Genomic DNA, 19,436 nt, shown 5'->3' with positions numbered 1-19,436 from the left:
GTGATTGCCGACAGGGCCCGGAAAGTGCCGGTCCTTTTTTCGTCAAAAAGTTGGCGTTTTTGCCGACATAATCCATAGATGTGGGGCAAAAGACTTCTTTTTCTCTTCGGCATCACCGTGGTGCCGGGGGGCGGGTATTTGATCGCGCGCGAACTTCCTTTTTTTCGGTTAAAAGAGGAGAAGGCCTCGGAGTACCTTGAAAAAGGCCTCTACCATTATAATGCCCGCAACTTTGTCGCCGCCCGTGAGTATTTCTACCGTTCTCTTGACGTAAAATCCGATCTTCATCTTGCGCGACGCTTTCTCGGCGATTCTTACTACTTCACCGGCGACTACGAAAGCGCCCTTGAACAGTGGGAGTCGCTGCTTGAGTCCTCCGGTCCCGATCTGATGATCCAGGATCGCCGGAACCTGATCCAGCATGGATTCACCGGCCAGAGCGAGCCCGGGCCCTATCGTTTCTATGGCTGGATTCGTCCCGAAAAGCGCCCGTATGCGCCCGTCGATATTCAGGCAGATGAAAGCGAGAATATTTATGTTCTGAGCTTCGACCCGCCGGGCATCTATCAGTTCCGTCCCGCCTTTCAGCAGATCAGGTCTGATGGCAGAAGTCCTGATTTCGATCAAACCGGAACGCTTGTCGGCCGCATCTGGGATCGTCTGAAAGGACCGATGGCCTTTCACCTGTATCAGAATCGCTTTTATATCGCCGACTTCGCCGGTGACCGCATCTATATTCTTGAAAAAGACGGACGATTCGCTGGTAGCTTCGGAGCGACCGGTTCTGGTGAGGGACAGTTTCACGGACCGTCCGGCATTGTCGTCGTTAACGATGTGATCTATGTGGCCGATCAGGGAAACCGCCGTCTGCAGAAATTCGATCTGGAGGGCGGCTTTCTCGGTGCCTGGAAACCGTCTGCATTGCAGAAGCCTTCAGGGTTAACCTCTGATGGAAAGCGCATCGCCGTCGCCGATACGGACGGAGCCGTTCTGATTCTCGATGAAGACGGCCTTGTAATGAACAGAATCGAAGGACGCGAATTGAAGCGTCCGTCGGGCCTGGATTGGAAGGCGAATCGTCTCTTTATCGCCGATGAAAAGACGGGTCCGCAGATCTACGATTTGGAAGCCGGCAGCTTTGTCGGGATGCCTGGCATACGGGATGAGGCGGATCGCACCGTTCCGCTTGAACGAGCCGTCGCCTTCCGCTCCGATAGCCGAGGCAGGTTATACATAGCAAACGGCAAGGGTAGCGTGCTTCATCTGACGGGCGAGGCCGCTCTTCGTTCGAGCTATGATCTCACGTTTTATCCGATTGAGAGCGCTTCGTATCCCGACGTCGCTTTCGCACTTCGCGTCGTCGATCGATCGACGTCCGAGAATGCGATCGTTCGCGGTCTGACAGACGATAACTTCATGATCTTTGAGAACGGCAGCCGTATCCACCCCGTTCGTGTGGACGGAATGGAGCGCTTTCAGAATCGCATGAACCTCGTTATCATCAAAGAGAACTCCATCTCTTTTGAAAAAGACGGCCTCGATGAATTCCTCGATGCGGGCATGCATGATATCCTTTCGGGCATACGCGTCTCTGATCGTCTACGCCTGTCGCTTGCCGATACGCGTACGATTCCCGTTTATGAAGGCCTGGAGCGCCGACAGCTTCTTTCGCGCATGCAGGCGCAGCCTCCCGTTGAAGAGCCTGCCATCGGACGCGCGATCTACGACGGTATCACCGATCTGCTCGATCGCAAGGGTCCGGCCGGTATTCTGCTCGTCGTGTCGGGCCGTTCGTTTTCGACGGCCTTTGACCGGTATGATCCGACCGTGCTCGTGCAGTATGCGAAGGCGCATTCTATTCCCGTTCATATCATCTCTTTTGAGGCGGGCATGGCCGACGGTGATACGGGCGCCGCTGAGATATACCGACGCATCAGCGCCGACACAGGCGGATATTACGTGCGTTTCTTTGATGAAACCGAACGTAAGAAGCTTTACTCCAGGATGACGGCGATAAAAGATCCCCGTTATATCATAACCTATCGTTCTCCAGGCGGAACGCTGCACGGTCGTTTTATGGATGTTTCCGTGCAGGTGCATCACCGAAAGACGACGGGCGCGGCCGACGGAGGATACTTTGTTCCGTAAGAAGATCGTTTTCAAAGCTGTCATTCTGGTATTTCTTCTTCCTCTTTTCGCGCTGCCGGCCGATCCGACCGAAACGACCGTTCCGCTTTCTGATCTGAAGCAGAAGGCGGCGACGGCCCTCTCTCTCGGGCGGTTGCCCGAAGCGGCCGAGCTTTACAGGCAGTGGACGGAAAGAGAGCCGAGACGATCCGAGGCCTTTCTCGGTCTGGCGCGTAGCCTTCTCGGTATGGGGTATGCAGATCGCGCAAGGGCGGTTTTTCTGCGGGCCGAGCAGCTGCGCCCCGATCTGCTCGAAGCGAAGATCGGCCTTGCCGAGACGTACCTGATGAACGGTCAGGCGTCGAAGGCCTATGAATTGCTGGATGCGGTCCGCAAAAAAGATCCGTCCAATGCGCAACTTAATCTGAGTCTTGCCTCGTACTATCGCCTGATGGGTCGCAATGACCTGCGTCGAGGATATCTCGAAAAGGCCCTGCGACAGGACCCGGCGATGCTGCCGGCCGTGCTTGAACTGGCCGTGCTTGCCGCCGAAGAAGGAAAGATATCGGAATCGGAACAACGGCTCGAACGAGCGGCCTTAATCTCGCCCGATGCTCTATCGCTGATAAAAAAGCGAGCGGAGATCCATTACCGACTTTCGTATTCGAAGTACGGTCGTCCGCAACTTGAGAAGGCGCGGCACTACTATCGCATGTATCTTCATGCGGCCGGCGACGATCCGTCAGTGATCGCCGATCTGATTCATATCGAGTATCTGCTCGGCCATGCCGACGAGGCAAAAGCTCTGACGGAGCGCATCGATAGAAGCGATATCTATCGCCGTCCCGTTCTTCATGCGAATATCGCCGAGGCCATGCTTCCGGGCGGTTCGGTGACGAGTTTAACCGAATCCCTGCAGATCGCCTGCGAGCGTGCCATGCTACCACTGTCGTGCTTTCGATTGGAAGAAGCCATCATGCGACATGATCGCAATCGGTCGCTGCAACCGCAGCGTCTGCAGCGCATGAAAGCTCGAATTCAGGAGGCGAAGCGCCGGCTTGCGCGCAATCGCACCGATGCCGAAGAGCTGCATCTGACGAGAGCGCTTGAGCTGTATCCCGACGACCTGTCGTTGCGAAAGCAGATGCTTGAGAGATATCGCCTATCCGGCGCCTACGAGGATTATCTGCGTACCCTGACGTATCTGCGAGAACGAGAGCCGGGCGAGCAGCGCTGGAATACGAGGCTGCGTGAAGCGCTGCGTTCGCGGCGCGAGTATCTTCCGTATCGCATCGGCCTCGAAGAGGCAGATTACCGTCGTCAGCCGCAGCACGTACTCATCTTCGATCTGCGGCCCGATCGTAATTCGATGGAGCACTATCGCGAGCCTTCGCTTGTTTCCGATTACCTGATCGATTCGTTACGTTCGGTGCCGCGCTGGCAGGCTGCCGGCGAAGACGTTCGTTCGGGATTGCAGAGACGACTGCCCGGCGACGCCGCCTTTCTCTTCTATGATCCATCGGTTCCGGACCTGCTTACGGGAATGGGAGTGCGTGAGCTTGACGGCATTCTTGAAGGTTCCTATGACCTGAGGCCTTCGTCGCTGCGGCTGCGGCTGACGCTTCGTAATCGAGACGGCATCGTGCTCGGTTCGTTTAACGATGATGCAGCGCCGGCCGACGTCGATCTGCTTGCGACGAAGGTTCTTGCTTTTCTTGATAGAACAATCCCGCTTCAGGCGTCGATCATCGACGTGAAGAATCTCATCGTTAACGTCGGGACGGCCGACGGACTCAAGAAAGAAGAGCTGCTTCGCGCCGACTCGGATCGAGATATTATCGTCAAAGTTGAAGAGACATCGCGCTACATCAGTCGGGTCAGCGTGGTTAAAGGTCGAACGGATCGTATCGGCGTAGATCTGCGGTTTACGCGAGTCGTGCGTAAATAGCGGCGCAGTATCGCTGTATCGCTCAATATTCGCGCTTGACGTCGATGACAAAGACGGTCGTCGATTCGTTCCCCGCATGGTCGACGGCGCGCACCGTCAGCCGGTTGATGCCGTTTGCAATCTCTGGATCGCCGAGTCGCAGAAAGCTGTCGCTGTAAACGGATTCAAACTCCTGTTCGCCGTTTAACCGCAGCGCTCCGCCTGTGAAGTCAAGCCTGCGAAAATCGATGCTTCCGCCGGCTTTCTGTCCGGCATCGCTCTCAAGCTTCCATTCGACGATGCGGGGGCTGCGGCGACTGCCCGACTCGAGGCCAGGATCGCGCAGCTCCAGAAAAAGAGGGTAGGGCTTTGTAAGACGGATTCTGTTCTTTTCGTCTTCGCCTGGCTTCAGCCTCGAAACGCCGCGATCAGTGATGAAGACAAGATGCTCGACCACGGGCGCATTGCTTTCCGCTGCTTGAGGAAGCAGCTCGATCATCGGATTGACGTAGGTTTTGCCGTAGTTCTCGGTCAGGAAAAAGTGCAGGTGCGGGCCTCCCGAGCGTCCGGTATTCCCGGAGAGGGCAATGACGTTGCTGCGCTCCACGTATCTTTTCGTGATGCGAAACTGGCTCAGGTGATAATAGCCGCTCCAGCGGCCTTCGCCGTGGTCGATCCAGATCTGATTACCCGCTCCGGGCATGGGGCGGTAGGGATTCATCGATTGAAACTGGTAGAAAAGCAGCTTTCCGCCGGCCATCGGGCGCACCTCTTCTTTATCGCCGGCAATATCGACGCCGGCATGGAAGTGGTCGGTGCGGGATTCTCCAAACGTAGAAGAGATCATCGCCAGCTCCGGCGACTTTCCTTTTTCGATCGGCCACGAAAATCGACCGGTTTGAGACCGTAACAGGTCGGGCAGGGAAGTCAGGACAGAGAGCAGTAAGAATGGCAGGAGGAGGTATGGAAATTTGCTGGACATGATACAATCCGGATCTGTATGTTATGAATTCTACGCCTATGTCCGGGAACAATAAAAAATCCGAATCGCAGACGGCGCTTGCAGTGGAATCCGATCCTGTCTCTGATGAGAAAGAGATCCTCGCTCTTGTCAATCAATGCAAGACGGGAGATGCAGACGCCCTGGAGCGCTTTTTTCAGATCTACGGACAGGATATATACAATTTTCCGATCCGTGTTTTCAATATGACCGAAGACGAGGCGGGTGATTTCTTCCTCTTCGCCTTCGAGCGCCTTCGCGACGGACGGCGCATGAAGACCTTTGTCGACGATTCGAAGTTCCGCACCTGGCTTTATACGGTGTTACGCAACCTGGTAATCGACTGGCTGCGCAGCCGGCGCGAGCTCGATCTGATACCCGTGGAGCGTATCGAGAAAGAAGAGACGCGTCCCGGAGCCGAGGCCGTGCTTACTGCGGGTGAAGAGCTCGGCGGCCTGCTTTTTCGCAAGCTCGATCAGGTGCCGGTTCTGCATAAAGTCATCTTCAAACTCGTCTATCTATACTACGTCGATCTCACGGCCGCCGAGGTCACCTTTCTCGAAAAGGAATACGCGCTCACACCCGAAGAGATCATGCACTTCGTGCTGTCCACGCGCTCCGAACTGGCGGATCGGGAAGAGGAAAACCTCAAGAAAGAAGACTCTCTGACGCATCTGTATCTGTCCATCCATCGTCTCAAAGAAAAGAGGGAGCGGCTGCTATCCGATGGAAACAAAGAAAAGAAGGATGCCGATGCCGAACGGGAGCGCATCGAACTGGCGCTTGATAAGAAGTATGCGACGCGGAACAAGATCCTCGAACGCAAGAAAAAGGGGCTGCTTGTGGCAAGGGTTCCTTACCGCGTCGTGGCCTCTTTCCTGAAAATTCCCGAGGGGAGCGTGTCGGTCTATATGGGCAAGGTGGCGTCGTTTCTGACGAATGACATGGAGCTGAAGAAGCTTTTTTAGCGATCCGGGCAAAGCCTGAGCAGACCCCTCATCGGAGCCATCGCCCGCTATCAGGCGGCCACAGAAAGGCCCGATCAGAAAAGCTGCCTTCGAAAAGATACGGAGTGTGAGCTTTTTTTTCGGGCAGTGCGTAAGGTTTTTTCCGTCGGTACCGTCCAATCAGTCGGACGACAGAAGAGGTTTGCTATGAATACATCTGAACATGAAGAACTGCTGCTGATTGCAGCCCTCCAGGAGCTTGCCCGGGCGCAGGTTTCCGAAGCCGATGAAGGTCGCCTGGCGTCGGTCTATGATCGGCATGCGTCGGGAAAGAAGATCGGCGCTGAGGATGTGGCCTATGTTCTCTCTCTTTCTTCCGTCGTCGATCGCATGAAGTCCGGGCCGGCCGTTGCCGTTCCCGAAGCTCTGCAGGCCGCCGTCGGGCGTTATTTCGCGGCCGAGAAAAAGGGCGCTCGAAAAAAAGAAGCCCGGTTCGATTATCGTTCGCCTTGGCGCCGGATTGGAGCTTGTGGCCTCCACGCTTATGGGTCTCGAACCGGTCTTCGTTGCCGTCACACCGACTCGCCGATCCGGCGTCGAGACCGCCCGTCGTCTTACGATGAATGAGGCGCTTCAAGGCGGCGGACTCATCGAATACAGCATCCTGCGATCGACAGAAGAAACGGTGATGATATCGCTGCTCTTTCAGGATCTTAAAGAACCGCTGACCGTTCGTCTTTCTGAAAACGGCCGCCCCATCTCGTCGCAGACCGTGCGTGATGCGACGGGCAGAATCCACTTCGACGGATTAACCGCGGGCGACTATACGATTGAGATGAGCGGCTCGATGGATCGCACGTTCACGCTTCGTCTGCTCGGTCCGGCGGAATAAATCAGGCAGGCCTTTCAAAGCGGGAAGGCTCCGTCGCCAAAAACCGCCCCGGGAAAAAGCCCGACTCAAGAGCGCATCATCGTAATCAGATGGTGCGCTTTTCTGTTTTTCAGGGGAGAGGGTTAACCGCGGAGGGCTCTGAGAGCGCGGAGGAAGAAATAACCACGGAGACACGGGGGAAGAAAAAAAGAGGAAGAAGTCAACCTCTTACCCATCTCTTTAATCTTCTCCGTGTTCTCCGCGACCTCTGTGGTAGATGTTACTGGTTTTGCTCGTGTTATTGCAGCAAAGAGGTTTAACCGCGGCGGGCTCTGAGGGCGCGGAGGAAGAGAGAAAGTCGGAAGAGTTTTTCAAGCGCTCAATACACGAAAAGCGCGAAAGATAACCCATGTATGCTCACGGTTCTCCCTCTGCGCTCTCCGTGACCTCTGCGGTTTATCGAGGCTGTTGCCGCTAAGGAGCGGCCAGTTCGAAAAGCGGCCTTACCTGACCGCCGACCGACAGGTAGGCGCCTTCGACTCCCTGAAAGCTTTTCAGTCGTTCGGCTAACTCCTGGTTCCATTCCACACAGAAGGACTCGTGGGCGCGGATGACGATCGGTTCGCCGGCGTCGGCCTCGATATGAAAATAGATGAGAAGCGGTCCGCGGCTGCTTTTTAAGATCTGCACAAGCCCCTGAAGCGATCCTTCATCCATGTCGTGCTTACGCAGCTTTAAATGAAGGGAACGCTCCTGCTTCTCTTCCATGATCTCGTCGGTTAACGGAATCAGGTCTTCGACAAGGACGGTGGGAACGCCCGTTTCTTCATCGATATCGACCGTGCCTTTTACCCAGACGATCAGATCTTCGATCAGATGTTCACGCTTCGCTTCGACGATCTGCGAGAAGGCGATGGCCGACACGGTGCCGGTCAGATCTTCGAGCTGCAGCCTTGCGAATTCACGCTTGTTTTTATTCGCTCTGATCTGCGCCTCATGGATGACGGCGGCGATCTCTACTTTCGATTCTGACGTCATGCCCGATAGGCGTTCGATCGGTATGGAGCGAATCGACTTCAGCGCTCGCTCGTATTTTTTCATCGGATGGCCCGAGAAATAGATTCCGAGCACCTGCTTTTCGGCGCGCAGCCTTTCCTGCTCTGAGAATTCGCGCACGCCTTCGCCGCGCGGAATCGGTTCGGCCTCTTCTTCCATCATGCCGAAAAGAGAGCTCTGCCCCTGGGCGATGTCGCGCTGCTTCGATTGCGCATGCTGGATGCCCATATCGATGGCCTCGATCAGCGCCTTGCGCGTATAACCCATCGCATCGAAGCAACCAGAATGGATCAGCGCCTCGACCATGCGTCGGTTGCACTGCCGCAGATCGACGTTTTCGAGAAAATGATAGAATCCTTTAAAACGGCCGTCGTCGAGACAGCGCCGGCTGGCGATCAGACTTTCGACGGCTCCTTCGCCCACGCCTTTGATGGCGCCGAGGCCGAAGCGTATCGTTTTTTCGTCTTCAAGGCTGAAGCGCAATTCAGAGCTGTTGATATCGGGGCCGAGAACGGTCAGTCCGAGATCTCTCGATTCTCTGATATAAGGAACAAGCGAGTCGGTGTTGTTGCGTTCGGAGTCAAGAACGGCGCGCATGTAGTCGGCGGTGAAATTCGCCTTCAGATACGCCGTCTGATAGACGACCATCGCATAGGCCGCCGAATGCGACTTGTTGAAGCCGTATTCGGCGAAGGCGGCCATGTCGTCGTAGAGAGATGCGGCGAATTTCGGATCATAACCGAGCTCCTGCGCCCCTTTCAGGTAGAGCTCCTTCATCTCGGCCATCTTTTCGCGGATCTTCTTGCCCATCGCCTTGCGCAGGGCGTCGGACTGTCCGCGCGTGAAGCCGCCGATACGCTGAGCGATCTGCATCACCTGTTCCTGATAGAGGATAACGCCGTAGGTCTCTTTCAGGATCTCTTCAAGATGCGCATGCGGATAAACGAGCTTTTCACGGCCCTTCTTTCTGTTGATGTAGGCGTCGGCCATGCCAGAGTTAAGAGGGCCCGGGCGATACATGGCGATGAGGGCGATGATATCTTCGAAGTTTTCGGGCTGCAGGCGGATCACAAAGTCTCGCATGCCCGGCGACGTCTCAAGCTGGAAGACGCCTTTCAGGTTTCCCTCTTGCAGAATGCGGTACGTCTTTTTATCGTCGAGCGGCAGTGCATTAACGTCGATCTTCTGCCCCGTGCGTTCTTCTATGCCTTTAATCGCATTGTCGATGACGGTGAGGTTACGCAGGCCGAGAAAGTCCATCTTCACCAGGCCGACCTGGGCGACGGTATTCATATCGAACTGCGTTACGAGGATGCGTCCGCCTTCTTTGTTGCCTGGATTGGTGACGGTGGCCAGAGGCACGAGGTTTTCGAGAGCCTCCGGTGCGATGACGACGCCTGCTGCATGCACGCCCGTCTGCCGGGAGTTGCCTTCAAGCGCTCGCGCAACGGCGAAGATCTTTTTATTGAGATCGCCGGCCTCAGTCAGTCGTTTGAATTCCGGGCTGTCTTCAAGCGCCTTATCAAGCGAAATCTTCGGAACGGCCGGAATGGCAGCCGAGAACTTGTTGGCGTCGGCAAAGGGCATCTTGAGCACGCGGGCGACGTCTTTAATGCAGGCCTTCGCCGCCATCGTTCCGTAGGTGATGATCTGAGCGACGTTCTCGCGTCCGTACTTCTCGCGCACGTAGTTGATCACCTCTTCCCGTCGATCGACGCAGAAGTCGACGTCGATATCGGGCATCTCCTTTCGATCAGGGTTCAGGAATCTCTCGAAAAGAAGGTTATACCGGATCGGGTCGATATCGGTGATGCCCAGGGCGTAGGCGACAATGGAGCCGGCCGCCGATCCGCGGCCCGGACCGACGGGAATGCCGTTGCGTTTCGCCCAGTTGATGAAGTCCTGCACGATAAGGAAGTAGCCCGGAAAGTCCATATCGTAGATGACGTTCAGCTCGAATTCAAAGCGCTCCATCATCTGCGCCGGTACTGGATCGCCGTAGCGACGCTTCAATCCGTCTTCGCCCAGCTTGCGAAAGTACGAGTTCATGTCGTAGCCTTCGGGCACCTCGAATTTCGGCAGAAGCGGATTACCGAACTTGAAGTTCAGATCGACCATGTCGGCGATCTTCTGAGTATTATGAAAGGCGTCGCGCATCTCGGGAAAAAGATTCCACATCTCGGCCGGCGACTTCACGTAGAATTCGTCGTTGAAGCCGAATTGCAGAGGCTCGTCGATATTCTTCTTCTGATTGATGCGCAGAAGAATATCCTGCGTCAGATGATCTTCGCGTGTGAGGAAGTGCGAGTCGTTCGTCAGGGCGAGCGGAATGCCGAGTCGTCGCGAGAGTTCAAGGTTAGCCTTCGCCACCGTCTCTTCTTCGGGCAGGCCGTGACGCTGGATCTCGAGATAGAAGCGGTCCTTGCCGAACATCTCAGAGAGTTTGCCCGCAAGCTTCGCCGCCTCATCCTGCTTGCCCGAGAGAATCTTTCTCTGCACCTCGCCGCCCAGACATGCGGTCAGGCAGATCACGCCTTCGCTGTGTGCGGCAAGAAGATCATAGTCGATGCGCGGTTTACGATAGAAGCCGTCGGTGAAGGAACGCGACGTCAGCTTGATAAGATTGCGGTATCCCGTTTCATTCTGCGCAAGCAGCACCAGATGGTAGTTGTTCCCGTCGGCCAGGTTTTCAAGCGTACGCGTCTCGGTCATCTTGCCGGGTGCGACATAGAATTCGTTGCCGATGATGGGTTTGACGCCGTGCTTGATCGCCTGCTGATAAAAGTTGATAACGCCGAACATGTTGCCGTGGTCGGTGATGGCGACGGAGTCCATGCCGTTCGCTTTGCAATGCTTCATCAGCTCGTCGATGCGAATGGCGCCATCGAGAAGGCTGTACGTCGTGTGCAAATGCAGATGTGCAAATTTTTCGTTGAATTGCGTTGGATTCTGTCTTTCTTGCATTGCGAAGCCTGGCCCGGGAAAATAGAATAGCTGGAAAAAAACAAGCTACCGGGAAAAGCTAATCAGGTGTTCCGTGCCGATCAAGTACTTTCTGGTTGCGGGACATAAGACGGATGGGGAATTTCGAAAACCCTGTCATACTAATTTAAGGATAGGCAGAGCAAAGAGCAAAGGCAGAATGCCGATATTTGTAGCAGTGGTGAAAGACTATCTCAAAAACGCACCGGACTTTGAGAAGGTCGTTTACGGAATCAGAAAAATGAGTCATTCGGGCGCATATCCGCTATCAGAGAGCAGCCGCCGTTACTGGCAGAAGAAGGGATTACTTCCCGATCCGGGCGATACAAGCCTGATCGGGCAGAGAAGGCGTCGCTTCGTCGATCAGTGCTTCGAGATGGGATTTCGGCCGGCCCGCCTGATGAAACTGAAACAGGCAGCAGGCAGCGAAGAGAGGGAGCTGCATCAGCTGACGGCCTACAGCTCGGAATCGGGCCTGCTCAGCCATGATCTTGTAATCCGCAACGGCCACGTCATGGAAGAGCCGGGCACGGGGCAGATGCTCTTTGCCTTCTCTGCGCCTGTGGAAACGCAGATCACGGCGCTCCAGGAAGTCAGAGATCCGCTTCAGGCGATCTTTGACGACGGGCCCGACGAAGATCATCTTGAAGCTCGTCTGCAGGCCTTTGTTACGGAGCAGCCCGGCTCGCTTGAGGCCTGGATCGAACTCGGCAATCTGCTTTTTCAGAAGTCGCGTTATACAGAAGCGGAGGGCTGTTATGAACGCGCCCGCGCCCTTGACGGGAACTGCGCCGAGGCTCTGTATAACATCGCCGGGTGCCATGTGCAGAAGAAAGAGTACGCGGCGGCGATCCGCGCCTATCACATGAGCATTCAGATCAAACCGATCCCCGAGGCGCTGTACAGCCTGGGCCTGCTCTATCTATCGTTGAACTATGTCGGTCCGGCGATACAAACGCTCCAGGCCGTCGTGCAGTCCGACTCGGGGCAGTGGGCCGAATCGGCCCGCCAGTTTATTGAAGATATCGAGCAGCTATCTCTCTACGGAGATACGGAGTAATCGTGGACGATCAGAGAATAAATGATATCGACGAGATCTTCGAGAAGCTGAACTTCCTCAGATTGAAGAAGACGGCGCGCGACGTGCTCGAGCTTCCGCATGACGTTCTCGAACGCTTCACGGGCAAGTACACAAGCGTTATCATCTATCTGCTGAACATCCTCGATACTTCGACGGCCGTCGCTCTTCTCGATCGATTGACCGACACTTCCATCATGTATCTGATGGAAGAAGAGATACGGCTCATGCTGCTTTCGCTTTTCGGACATACAAGCGAAGACCCGCAATTCCTGGTGAATCTCAGCCGTCTTGTCGAAGAGCTTGATCGCTCGACGGGTGAGACCTTCCTCGATATCAAGGACTATGACGCCGTGCGCGCCTCCATGGAAACGCTTCTTGCATGTAGAGAGCGGAACACGGGCCTGAAATTCCTCTATTTGCGGGATCTCAATCCCGATCGACTCGGCAACATCATCTCCATCATTCTCGGGAACCGTCCGATTATCATTCCGGTGCTGATGATTTATGCGCCCGATGAACTGAGGCAGTTCATTCTTATTGAAATCACGAAGAAGCGGCCTGAAATCCTCAAGGTCGTTCCGGCCGGAGTGTATGACCTTCGCTTTTATACGTTTCTCACGGCCCGCGACATCATCGCCTATCTGCCCGACGAGGTAAAGGATAAGCTGGAGTATCTGGAGATTGTGAAGCGTCTTGAGGCGGGACTCGAACGGCGCATCGTCGAGATCGAGGCCGAATTCTCAGACAGCGCCGAGAAGGCACGCGATGCCGTGATGAACGAGATCTATGAGATCCTGGCGTCCGAAGATTTTGAGATCCAGAACCTCATGCTGATCGATCTTGTGAATAAGAGACATTTAAGCCCCGGCGATGCGGGGCTTCTACGTACGATCTATCAGAGCAAATTAAAGCTGTAATTCAGGCTGCGAAGAACTCAGCGCTGCGGATGTCGTCGATGGCGATGAACTCCTGACCGCCGGTGCGGTTATGGCAGATGATCATGCGCCCGTCCATACGACGGTTTTTATCGAGCTCGACGACGGAGCCGTCTCGCATATGCAGCACGATATCGATGCCGCGAAATTGAATGTATCGGTTCAGCTGTTTCAGGAATTCTCTATCTGTAAGTTTCAAGGCCGTCTCCTCCGCAGTTACTCCGATAGTGTCGGCCGCTTTTTCAAAATGGTTCAGCCTTTTTTGTTCCCGTAACGATTTTATGTCGTATAATCTCGCGTTTTTTACGTAAGCCTCCGTGCGCGGTCGAACTCGTCGAAACGACGAGCCGGGCCTGGCGTCATTATCCTGACTATGGATCGAAACTTTCGCGTATTTCGCGCTTTTCGCGGTTAAGAATCCTTTTGGTCCACGAAAAACACGAAAAGCGCGAAAAAGGAAAAGCGGGGAGGCGTTTAATGGATGCCGCCCCCTCGGTCCTGCCTTGCTCTCTGGCTGATAGCGAGGTTTTCCGGCCTCCGGAGCGAGCCGGTTCTTCCTATAAAAGAGAGTTTTTCCCGTTGACGCGGTACCGGCCGATCGGAATCTGGCCGCTATTATCCATTGTTCGGTACTGTTCGGAGGAGTATGATCGGCGTTATTCTGCGAGAAGGCGAGTCCATTGAGTCCGCCCTTAAAAGATTTAAAAAAGAGTGCGTGAACTCGGGCATCCAGTCCGAAATCAAGCGCAGAGAATTCTTCGAGAAGCCTTCTGAGAAGAAGAAGCGCAAGATGGAAGCAGCTCATCGCAAGCGCGAGAAGCGCAAGATGATTATGCTCCGGCGTGACCGGGCCTGATTTTTCACTCTGCGGTCGAACCGCTGTTTCCGGCTCCGGTTTTTTTCGTTAACTTTTCCATGTCTGGATGAAAGAAGCTCTCAAACAGAGAATCCTCGATGCCGTATCCATCGACCAGTACATAGGCCGCACCGTCTCTCTGAAAAAACAGGGGCGTTACCTGAAGGGGCTATGCCCCTTTCACGGCGAAAAGTCACCTTCTTTTACCGTCACTCCCGAAAAAGGCATCTATCACTGTTTTGGCTGCGGCCGCAGTGGTGATCTTTTCGGATTTGTGATGGAAAAGGAGGGCGTGCCTTTTCCCGAAGCGGTCGAAATCCTGGCGAACTATGCGGGCATCCCCCTTGAAGAACAGGGCAGGTCCTCCGACGGGGGGCGCGAGAGAGCATGCCTTGACCTGCTTTCCGAGGCGCGGGCCCTGTTTCAGGAGTATCTGCGCGGCGCTGACGGACAGACGGCCATGCAGTACCTGCTCGGACGCGGCATCAAGCCCGAAACGATCGATACCTTTCGCATCGGTGCAGCGCCAGCCGACTGGCGCTTCTTCACCGACCGACATCCCGACAAAGAGGATCTGCTGATCGAGGCAGGCCTTGCTCGCAAATCCGATAACGGGCGCGTCTATGATTTCTTTCGCGACCGGGTCATCTTTCCCATCGAAGACATGTCGGATCGCTGCCTCGGATTTGGCGGTCGCGTGCTCAAGCCTGAAGATCAGCCGAAGTATATGAATTCTCCGGATAGCGTCGTCTTTCATAAGGGGCGCGTCCTTTACGGTTTGAACCGTGCTCTGCCGGCGCTGCGTAAGAACCGCCGCGCCATCCTTGTCGAAGGCTATCTTGACGTGATCGGACTTTATGAAGCGGGAATAGAAGGCGCCGTTGCTCCGCTGGGCACGGCCTTTACGGATGATCACCGTAGCCTGATCGCGCGCTATTCCGACGAGATGGTTATCTTTCTTGATGGCGACCGAGCAGGGCGTACGGCGGCGGCGAAGGCGGCCCGTACCATGCTCGCGGGCAACCGCACGGCTCGCATGCTCTTTCTTCCCGGCGGCGCCGATCCCTTTGACTTCAGCCGTTCGCCCGACGCCGCCTCGCTTTTTGAGCGCATGCTTGAGAAGGCCGTGCCGGCACATCGCTTTTTATTGTTAAACGTCCTTGAAGAAGAACGACTCGACTCGGTCTTTGCGAAAGAGCTGCCTCCGGTCGAGTATATGGATTATATCTCACAGAGCATGCAGCGCGAGGCGGCGCATAACCGTCTGACCGAGCTCGGCCTTGAAACGCGCAAGCAGGCCTTTCTGCGCCTGACCGCTCTTTTACTCGATCTGAATGATCTCGATCGCAATCTGCTGCAAGACGAAGCGGCGCAGATCCTCGGCGTCGATACGGCGACGATACGAGCTGAGCTTGATAAATCGCAGCGTCCGCGCATGACGCATCGTCGCGAAGAACCCGCTGCTCCCGTGCAGCGCCGTGTTCCTGAGACGCATCTCGTTCGCATAGAACGGGAGCTTATGGCCTATCTTTTTCTGAATCCGACTCTCTTTCCTGTCGTGCATCAAACGCTGGGCGATCTTGCCTTCGAAGATCCCTCGTCTGAGACGTTATGGCGCATCCTGGAAAATCGAACTCTGAGCGCACAGCCCTGGACGGGCGATCCGGCCGAAATGGCCCAGTTTCCCGCGTCTGTCAGAGATCTTTTCCTGCCCATCGTCCTGAAGCACAGGGAGAGCAAAACCGATAAGATAACGCGGGAGATCCTTCTGGAGCTGTCCATCAAACACAGCCTGGAACGGGTGGAGAGAGAGCTGAAGGAAAAGGAAAGCGAGATTAAGTTCGCGGATGATCCGGGCCCGCTTGTGCTGGCCATGCACGGTTTGCAGAAGGAAAAACTCCGACTGAAATCGCTTCTCAGAGGCGGTGTATGACCGCCGCGGCGAATTCCAACCAGGGGTGTGCAGATGGCCATCGAAGATCTTGAAGAAATACAGAAAATTATCGCAATCGGACGCGCAAACGGCGAGATCACCTACGATCAGATCAACGAGTATCTTCCCGAGAAGATCATCAACTCCGAGAAGATCGAAGACGTATTCACGCTGTTAAACCGCCTCGGCATCAATGTCGTCGAGGAGTACACGCCCAATCTGCCGTCGGACGATTATATTCCCGGCAACAGTCGCAATCGTGATAAAGAGGCCGCTCCTCGCAAGAAGAAGAAGGAGTCGAGCGTATCGGCGTCCGATGATCCGATCAAGTTATATTTGCGCGAGATCGGTAAGGTATCGCTGATCTCGGGCGATAAAGAGGTCTTCCTCGCCAAGCGCATCGAGAACGGCGAGAAGATCATCGAAGAGACCATTCTCAGCTCGACGCTTCTTCGCGTGAACTATCAGAAGCTCATGCCGAAGATCCGCTCCGGACGCCTGAAGGTGTCGGAGGTCATTTATTCCGATAAGGCTAACTATTTAAACAGCGGCGAACTGAAAGAACTCGAGAAGCTCTTCTTCGAGAAGATGGACATCATCTCGAAAGAAGAGAAGCGTCTGAACGACGGCCGCTCGAAGGTGCGCAAGTATCCTGAAGGCTCGAAGAAATGGCGTGAATATCAGGACATCGTCGAGGATTCGCAGGGCAAGATCTTCGAGGCCGTGCGTCGCATGGGCGTATCGCAGAAAGAGATCCAGCGCATCTCGCAGAAGATCAAGTCGATGGTCTTTCGCATTAAAGAGATCCAGCGGCATTTCTTGAGCCTGAAGGCGAAGTATCAGAAAGACGTAAAAGAGATCAAAGGGTATAACCGTTTTATTGAAAAAGACGAAGATCTCGATCGCATCGAGAAAGAGATGGGCGTCTCAATCGACGAGGTGCGCGAGATCATCAAGGATATTCGCAACAACGAACGCAAGCTGCGTCGTATGGAGCAGGATGCCGGATGCACCATTCAAGAGATTCTACAGTGGGGCGAGGCCATCACCAAAGGCGAGCGCGAGATCGCACAGGCGAAGCGCGAGCTCATCAAGTCGAACCTGCGTCTTGTCGTATCGATTGCGAAGAAATATGCGAACCGCGGCATGCAGTTCTTCGACCTGATTCAAGAGGGCAATATCGGCCTGATCAAGGCCGTCGACAAATTCGAATACCGTAAAGGCTTCAAGTTTTCGACGTATGCGACATGGTGGATCCGCCAGGCCATCACAAGAGCCATCTCGGATCAGGCGCGCACGATTCGCGTTCCTGTACACATGATCGAGCAGATCAACAAGGTTACCCGTGAATCGCGCATGTACATGCAGGAGCACGGACGTGAACCGACGATCGAAGAGCTGGCCGAACGCCTTGGCTGGCCGGTGCAGCGCGTCAAGGCCGTGAAAAGCGTCGCCAAAGAACCCATCTCGCTTGAGGTGCCCGTCGGCTCTGAAGAGGATTCCGAACTGGGCGACTTCATCGAAGATAAGGTCGTCGAGTCGCCGCTCAATCAGACGGCGAACAAGCTGCTTGCAGATCAGATCCGCTCGGTACTCAATACGCTGCCCGCCCGCGAGCAGAAGGTGCTCAAGATGCGCTTCGGCCTCGAAGACGGTTATACGCATACACTGGAAGAGGTCGGTTACGTCTTTCAGGTAACGCGGGAACGTATCCGTCAGATCGAAGCGAAGGCACTGCGCCGTCTGCGTCATCCGTCGAGAAGCAAGAAGCTGAAAGACTACTTAGACGCGTAAGTCTCGCACGCACCCACCTTCAGCCGTGCGGGTGGTAAATCTCGCACGCATCTCATTCCTCACCCCGCGGGTGGCACCTTGTTGATCGGCTGAGTGCCAGGCGGGGTTCGGATGGATGCGTGCGAGATGGAGTGGGTTAGACGAGGCTTGAGTTTACTCCCGATGCCCAGAGTCCAGCCCCTTTGCTCTCGTCCGAAAGCGTGCCACGGAGGGCGGAGCGGCCCGACCTGGCGCACGATCGCGCCATCGTCGGGTGAGGACGAGAGCAAAGGGGCCCTACCAGGCCCGGCACGCTCCGCTTTCAGGTGGGTGCGTGCGGGACGGTGTGGGGAGGCGGGGCAGAGGAGCAAGGTTCAGTTAGGCGAACGTCCACATTCGTATTGGACAAAATCTGCGGCATCCCGAATGATCTCCCGTGCCGAGCGCAGAATACAGATCAACACGTAGAAGTTATGATTTGTAAGGTGTTCGCCCAGATACGCGAGATCGTCCGCTCGTCGCTGCCGTTTGTCCAGATCGGAATGCAGGGCGAAGCCATACAGGTAGATTTCGAGATATTCCTTGGACGATCGGCCATGAAAGAGGCCAAAGGATTTGGCCGCCGAGTCTGGATTATGGATCGGGGCTGATTGAGGGCTGCTGAGCAAACGGGTCCAGCGGTCAAAAAGATCGTTTGCTTTCACAGAGACTTCGTCCATCTCTTTGTAGTATTCACTCAATCCTTGAAATGAAGTTGGTTCACCAGGGGAATAAAAGAATCGAAGCTTCCGGAGTGTGTTATACATCTTGTCCCAGAGCTGGTCCAATTCGAATCCTGAGTCTTGAATCAAGGAAAATTCGAAGCCTTCAACGAAGGCGAGTCCGATCTTCCAAGTGTTATGAGTAACGAACCCTTTGATGAGTTCATCCGTTTCGAACTCTCGGCAACGGTCGAGAAATACTATGGGTGAGAAAACAGCCATACGAATGTCCAAATGGAAAAATCAATTACCGAATACTTACTACTACGTAGAATAGGCCAGCACGATTTTGTTTGGGGGCTGTGACTAACTGACATGCGAACCGTCAGCCTCGCCCATGCCACGTAGAAGCAAGCACACACCGCTTGCTTCACTTCAGCGCCAGCAATCGTTTGCGTAACTCCGGCGTGAAATCGGCGAAGGCCTTGGATTTAGCCGACTCGACAACACTTTCCTCGCTGATGAAGCCGTACGGACGGAGCTGTGTTGCTTCGCCTTCAGCCTGTACTGACGCGTAAAGAAACTGGTTGCGAACGTCCCAGAGAGAGGCGCGTATATAAAAGAGAGCGTCACGATGCGAGCCGGGGATGAGCCACACGCCGGCAACCGTCAAATACATGATGCTCAGCGGGTTTGCAGATGCAGTAACTCGACTTTCACCAGAGATGACAAGTACTGCCTCCGCACCATGTCGAGCCGCGAGCAGTCGAATGGTTTCGAGGTTGGCCTGATCCCATTGGTGTGCGAGGCCGCTAAGGATCGCTGTCTGCTCGGTCATCAGAAAGAGCTGGCTTGCCACACCGGCAGCCCGGAGTTCTTCCTCAAGACCTGTTACCTGCTCGATTTCTGAAGCCGTGAATCGCCAGGGCGCCTCGCCCCGTCTGGTTGGCGGTTGATCGAGGAATACGGCGATTCGCGTCGGGAAGCGAAGCTGTGGACGTCTCTGGAGCTCCGTGTGAATAGAAGCAACATCGACCTGATATCCGGCGGACGGATAGGATCGCTCTTCGCGGGTAAAACCTGTTGAACAGTATGATAAAAGCATAATCGAGAAAACAAAGAGAGTCAACCTTCGAACATTCATGATCTACCTCTTGAAGTGAGTATGTCTATGCTGTGTGCTTTTTAGAGTATGCTGGATCGTCTGCTGTTCACTTTAAATTGAACGAATTGAGGAAGTTGAAAAA

General features: G+C 54.9%; 15 protein-coding genes. 10 read left to right on the top strand and 5 right to left on the bottom strand.

Translation table 11 applies throughout. The features are described from left to right. Window positions 1-78: 78 nt before the first annotated feature. A complete protein-coding gene (locus LEPIL_RS10135) occupies window positions 79-2,148 on the top strand; it encodes a 6-bladed beta-propeller (RefSeq protein WP_002772362.1) in 2,070 nt (689 codons plus the stop codon). Continuing rightward, on the top strand, window positions 2,138-4,075 hold the full coding sequence (locus LEPIL_RS10130) for a tetratricopeptide repeat protein (RefSeq protein WP_002772361.1): 1,938 nt from the start codon (window positions 2,138-2,140) through the stop codon (window positions 4,073-4,075). The genes LEPIL_RS10135 and LEPIL_RS10130 overlap by 11 nt, the downstream gene beginning before the upstream one ends. A gap of 22 nt (window positions 4,076-4,097) precedes the next feature. On the opposite strand, the gene LEPIL_RS10125 is transcribed toward LEPIL_RS10130, so the two are convergent. Next, complete coding sequence (locus tag LEPIL_RS10125) at window positions 4,098-4,901, bottom strand: M23 family metallopeptidase (protein WP_157135053.1); 804 nt, start codon at window positions 4,899-4,901, stop codon at window positions 4,098-4,100. A 158-nt stretch (window positions 4,902-5,059) separates the two neighbouring features. Between LEPIL_RS10125 and LEPIL_RS10120 the strand changes: the two genes are divergently transcribed. From LEPIL_RS10120 to LEPIL_RS10110, 3 genes are all read left to right on the top strand, one after another. Further along, window positions 5,060-6,022, top strand: coding sequence for an RNA polymerase sigma factor (locus LEPIL_RS10120; RefSeq protein WP_002772359.1), 963 nt, complete (start codon window positions 5,060-5,062; stop codon window positions 6,020-6,022). Between the two features lie 186 nt (window positions 6,023-6,208). After that, complete coding sequence (locus tag LEPIL_RS23800; protein WP_157135052.1) at window positions 6,209-6,628, top strand: hypothetical protein; 420 nt, start codon at window positions 6,209-6,211, stop codon at window positions 6,626-6,628. Further along, complete coding sequence (locus LEPIL_RS10110; protein WP_211208639.1) at window positions 6,621-6,893, top strand: hypothetical protein; 273 nt, start codon at window positions 6,621-6,623, stop codon at window positions 6,891-6,893. The genes LEPIL_RS23800 and LEPIL_RS10110 overlap by 8 nt, the downstream gene beginning before the upstream one ends. A 453-nt stretch (window positions 6,894-7,346) precedes the next feature. Here LEPIL_RS10110 and dnaE read toward each other — a convergent pair whose 3' ends face one another. Continuing rightward, window positions 7,347-10,892 (bottom strand): DNA polymerase III subunit alpha, encoded by a 3,546-nt coding sequence (gene dnaE, locus LEPIL_RS10105; protein ID WP_002772355.1) that lies wholly within the window; start codon window positions 10,890-10,892, stop codon window positions 7,347-7,349. Window positions 10,893-11,070: 178 nt separating this feature from the next. On the opposite strand from dnaE, the gene LEPIL_RS10100 reads away from it, so the two are divergent. After that, window positions 11,071-11,970, top strand: a complete 900-nt coding sequence (locus LEPIL_RS10100) for a tetratricopeptide repeat protein (RefSeq protein WP_002772353.1) — start codon at window positions 11,071-11,073, stop codon at window positions 11,968-11,970. 2 nt (window positions 11,971-11,972) lie between these two features. After that, window positions 11,973-12,908 (top strand): hypothetical protein, encoded by a 936-nt coding sequence (locus LEPIL_RS10095; protein WP_002772352.1) that lies wholly within the window; start codon window positions 11,973-11,975, stop codon window positions 12,906-12,908. 1 nt (window position 12,909) lies between these two features. Here LEPIL_RS10095 and LEPIL_RS10090 read toward each other — a convergent pair whose 3' ends face one another. Beyond that, complete coding sequence (locus tag LEPIL_RS10090) at window positions 12,910-13,125, bottom strand: hypothetical protein (protein WP_002772351.1); 216 nt, start codon at window positions 13,123-13,125, stop codon at window positions 12,910-12,912. Window positions 13,126-13,572: 447 nt separating this feature from the next. On the opposite strand from LEPIL_RS10090, the gene rpsU reads away from it, so the two are divergent. From rpsU to rpoD, 3 genes are all read left to right on the top strand, one after another. After that, entirely contained in the window at window positions 13,573-13,782 is a 210-nt protein-coding gene (gene rpsU, locus LEPIL_RS22955) for a 30S ribosomal protein S21 (RefSeq protein WP_002772350.1), read from the top strand. Window positions 13,783-13,849: 67 nt separating this feature from the next. Then, window positions 13,850-15,715 (top strand): DNA primase, encoded by a 1,866-nt coding sequence (dnaG, locus tag LEPIL_RS21990; RefSeq protein WP_002772349.1) that lies wholly within the window; start codon window positions 13,850-13,852, stop codon window positions 15,713-15,715. A gap of 33 nt (window positions 15,716-15,748) precedes the next feature. Beyond that, complete coding sequence (gene rpoD / locus LEPIL_RS10080; RefSeq protein ID WP_002772348.1) at window positions 15,749-17,509, top strand: RNA polymerase sigma factor RpoD; 1,761 nt, start codon at window positions 15,749-15,751, stop codon at window positions 17,507-17,509. 353 nt (window positions 17,510-17,862) lie between these two features. Here the strand turns inward: rpoD and LEPIL_RS10075 are convergent, their stop codons facing one another. Further along, complete coding sequence (locus LEPIL_RS10075) at window positions 17,863-18,471, bottom strand: hypothetical protein (RefSeq protein ID WP_002772347.1); 609 nt, start codon at window positions 18,469-18,471, stop codon at window positions 17,863-17,865. Window positions 18,472-18,619: 148 nt separating this feature from the next. After that, on the bottom strand, window positions 18,620-19,333 hold the full coding sequence (locus LEPIL_RS21985; protein WP_002772346.1) for a hypothetical protein: 714 nt from the start codon (window positions 19,331-19,333) through the stop codon (window positions 18,620-18,622). Window positions 19,334-19,436 lie beyond the last annotated feature (103 nt).

Source organism: Leptonema illini DSM 21528, assembly GCF_000243335.1.
Taxonomy (GTDB): domain Bacteria; phylum Spirochaetota; class Leptospiria; order Leptospirales; family Leptonemataceae; genus Leptonema; species Leptonema illini.
The sequence above is the reverse complement of the archived record's forward strand: the minus strand, read 5'-3'. Positions and strand labels throughout refer to the sequence as shown.

Coding starts and splice junctions, on each gene's coding strand:
- LEPIL_RS10135 (WP_002772362.1), top strand. CDS start 79: ATGTGGGGCAAAAGACTTCTTTTTCTCTTCGGCATCACCGTGGTGCCG.
- LEPIL_RS10125 (WP_157135053.1), bottom strand. CDS start 4,901: ATGATCTCTTCTACGTTTGGAGAATCCCGCACCGACCACTTCCATGCC.
- LEPIL_RS10120 (WP_002772359.1), top strand. CDS start 5,060: ATGAATTCTACGCCTATGTCCGGGAACAATAAAAAATCCGAATCGCAG.
- LEPIL_RS23800 (WP_157135052.1), top strand. CDS start 6,209: ATGAATACATCTGAACATGAAGAACTGCTGCTGATTGCAGCCCTCCAG.
- LEPIL_RS10110 (WP_211208639.1), top strand. CDS start 6,621: ATGAATGAGGCGCTTCAAGGCGGCGGACTCATCGAATACAGCATCCTG.
- dnaE (WP_002772355.1), bottom strand. CDS start 10,892: ATGCAAGAAAGACAGAATCCAACGCAATTCAACGAAAAATTTGCACAT.
- LEPIL_RS10100 (WP_002772353.1), top strand. CDS start 11,071: ATGCCGATATTTGTAGCAGTGGTGAAAGACTATCTCAAAAACGCACCG.
- rpsU (WP_002772350.1), top strand. CDS start 13,573: ATGATCGGCGTTATTCTGCGAGAAGGCGAGTCCATTGAGTCCGCCCTT.
- dnaG (WP_002772349.1), top strand. CDS start 13,850: ATGAAAGAAGCTCTCAAACAGAGAATCCTCGATGCCGTATCCATCGAC.
- rpoD (WP_002772348.1), top strand. CDS start 15,749: ATGGCCATCGAAGATCTTGAAGAAATACAGAAAATTATCGCAATCGGA.
- LEPIL_RS10075 (WP_002772347.1), bottom strand. CDS start 18,471: ATGGCTGTTTTCTCACCCATAGTATTTCTCGACCGTTGCCGAGAGTTC.
- LEPIL_RS21985 (WP_002772346.1), bottom strand. CDS start 19,333: ATGAATGTTCGAAGGTTGACTCTCTTTGTTTTCTCGATTATGCTTTTA.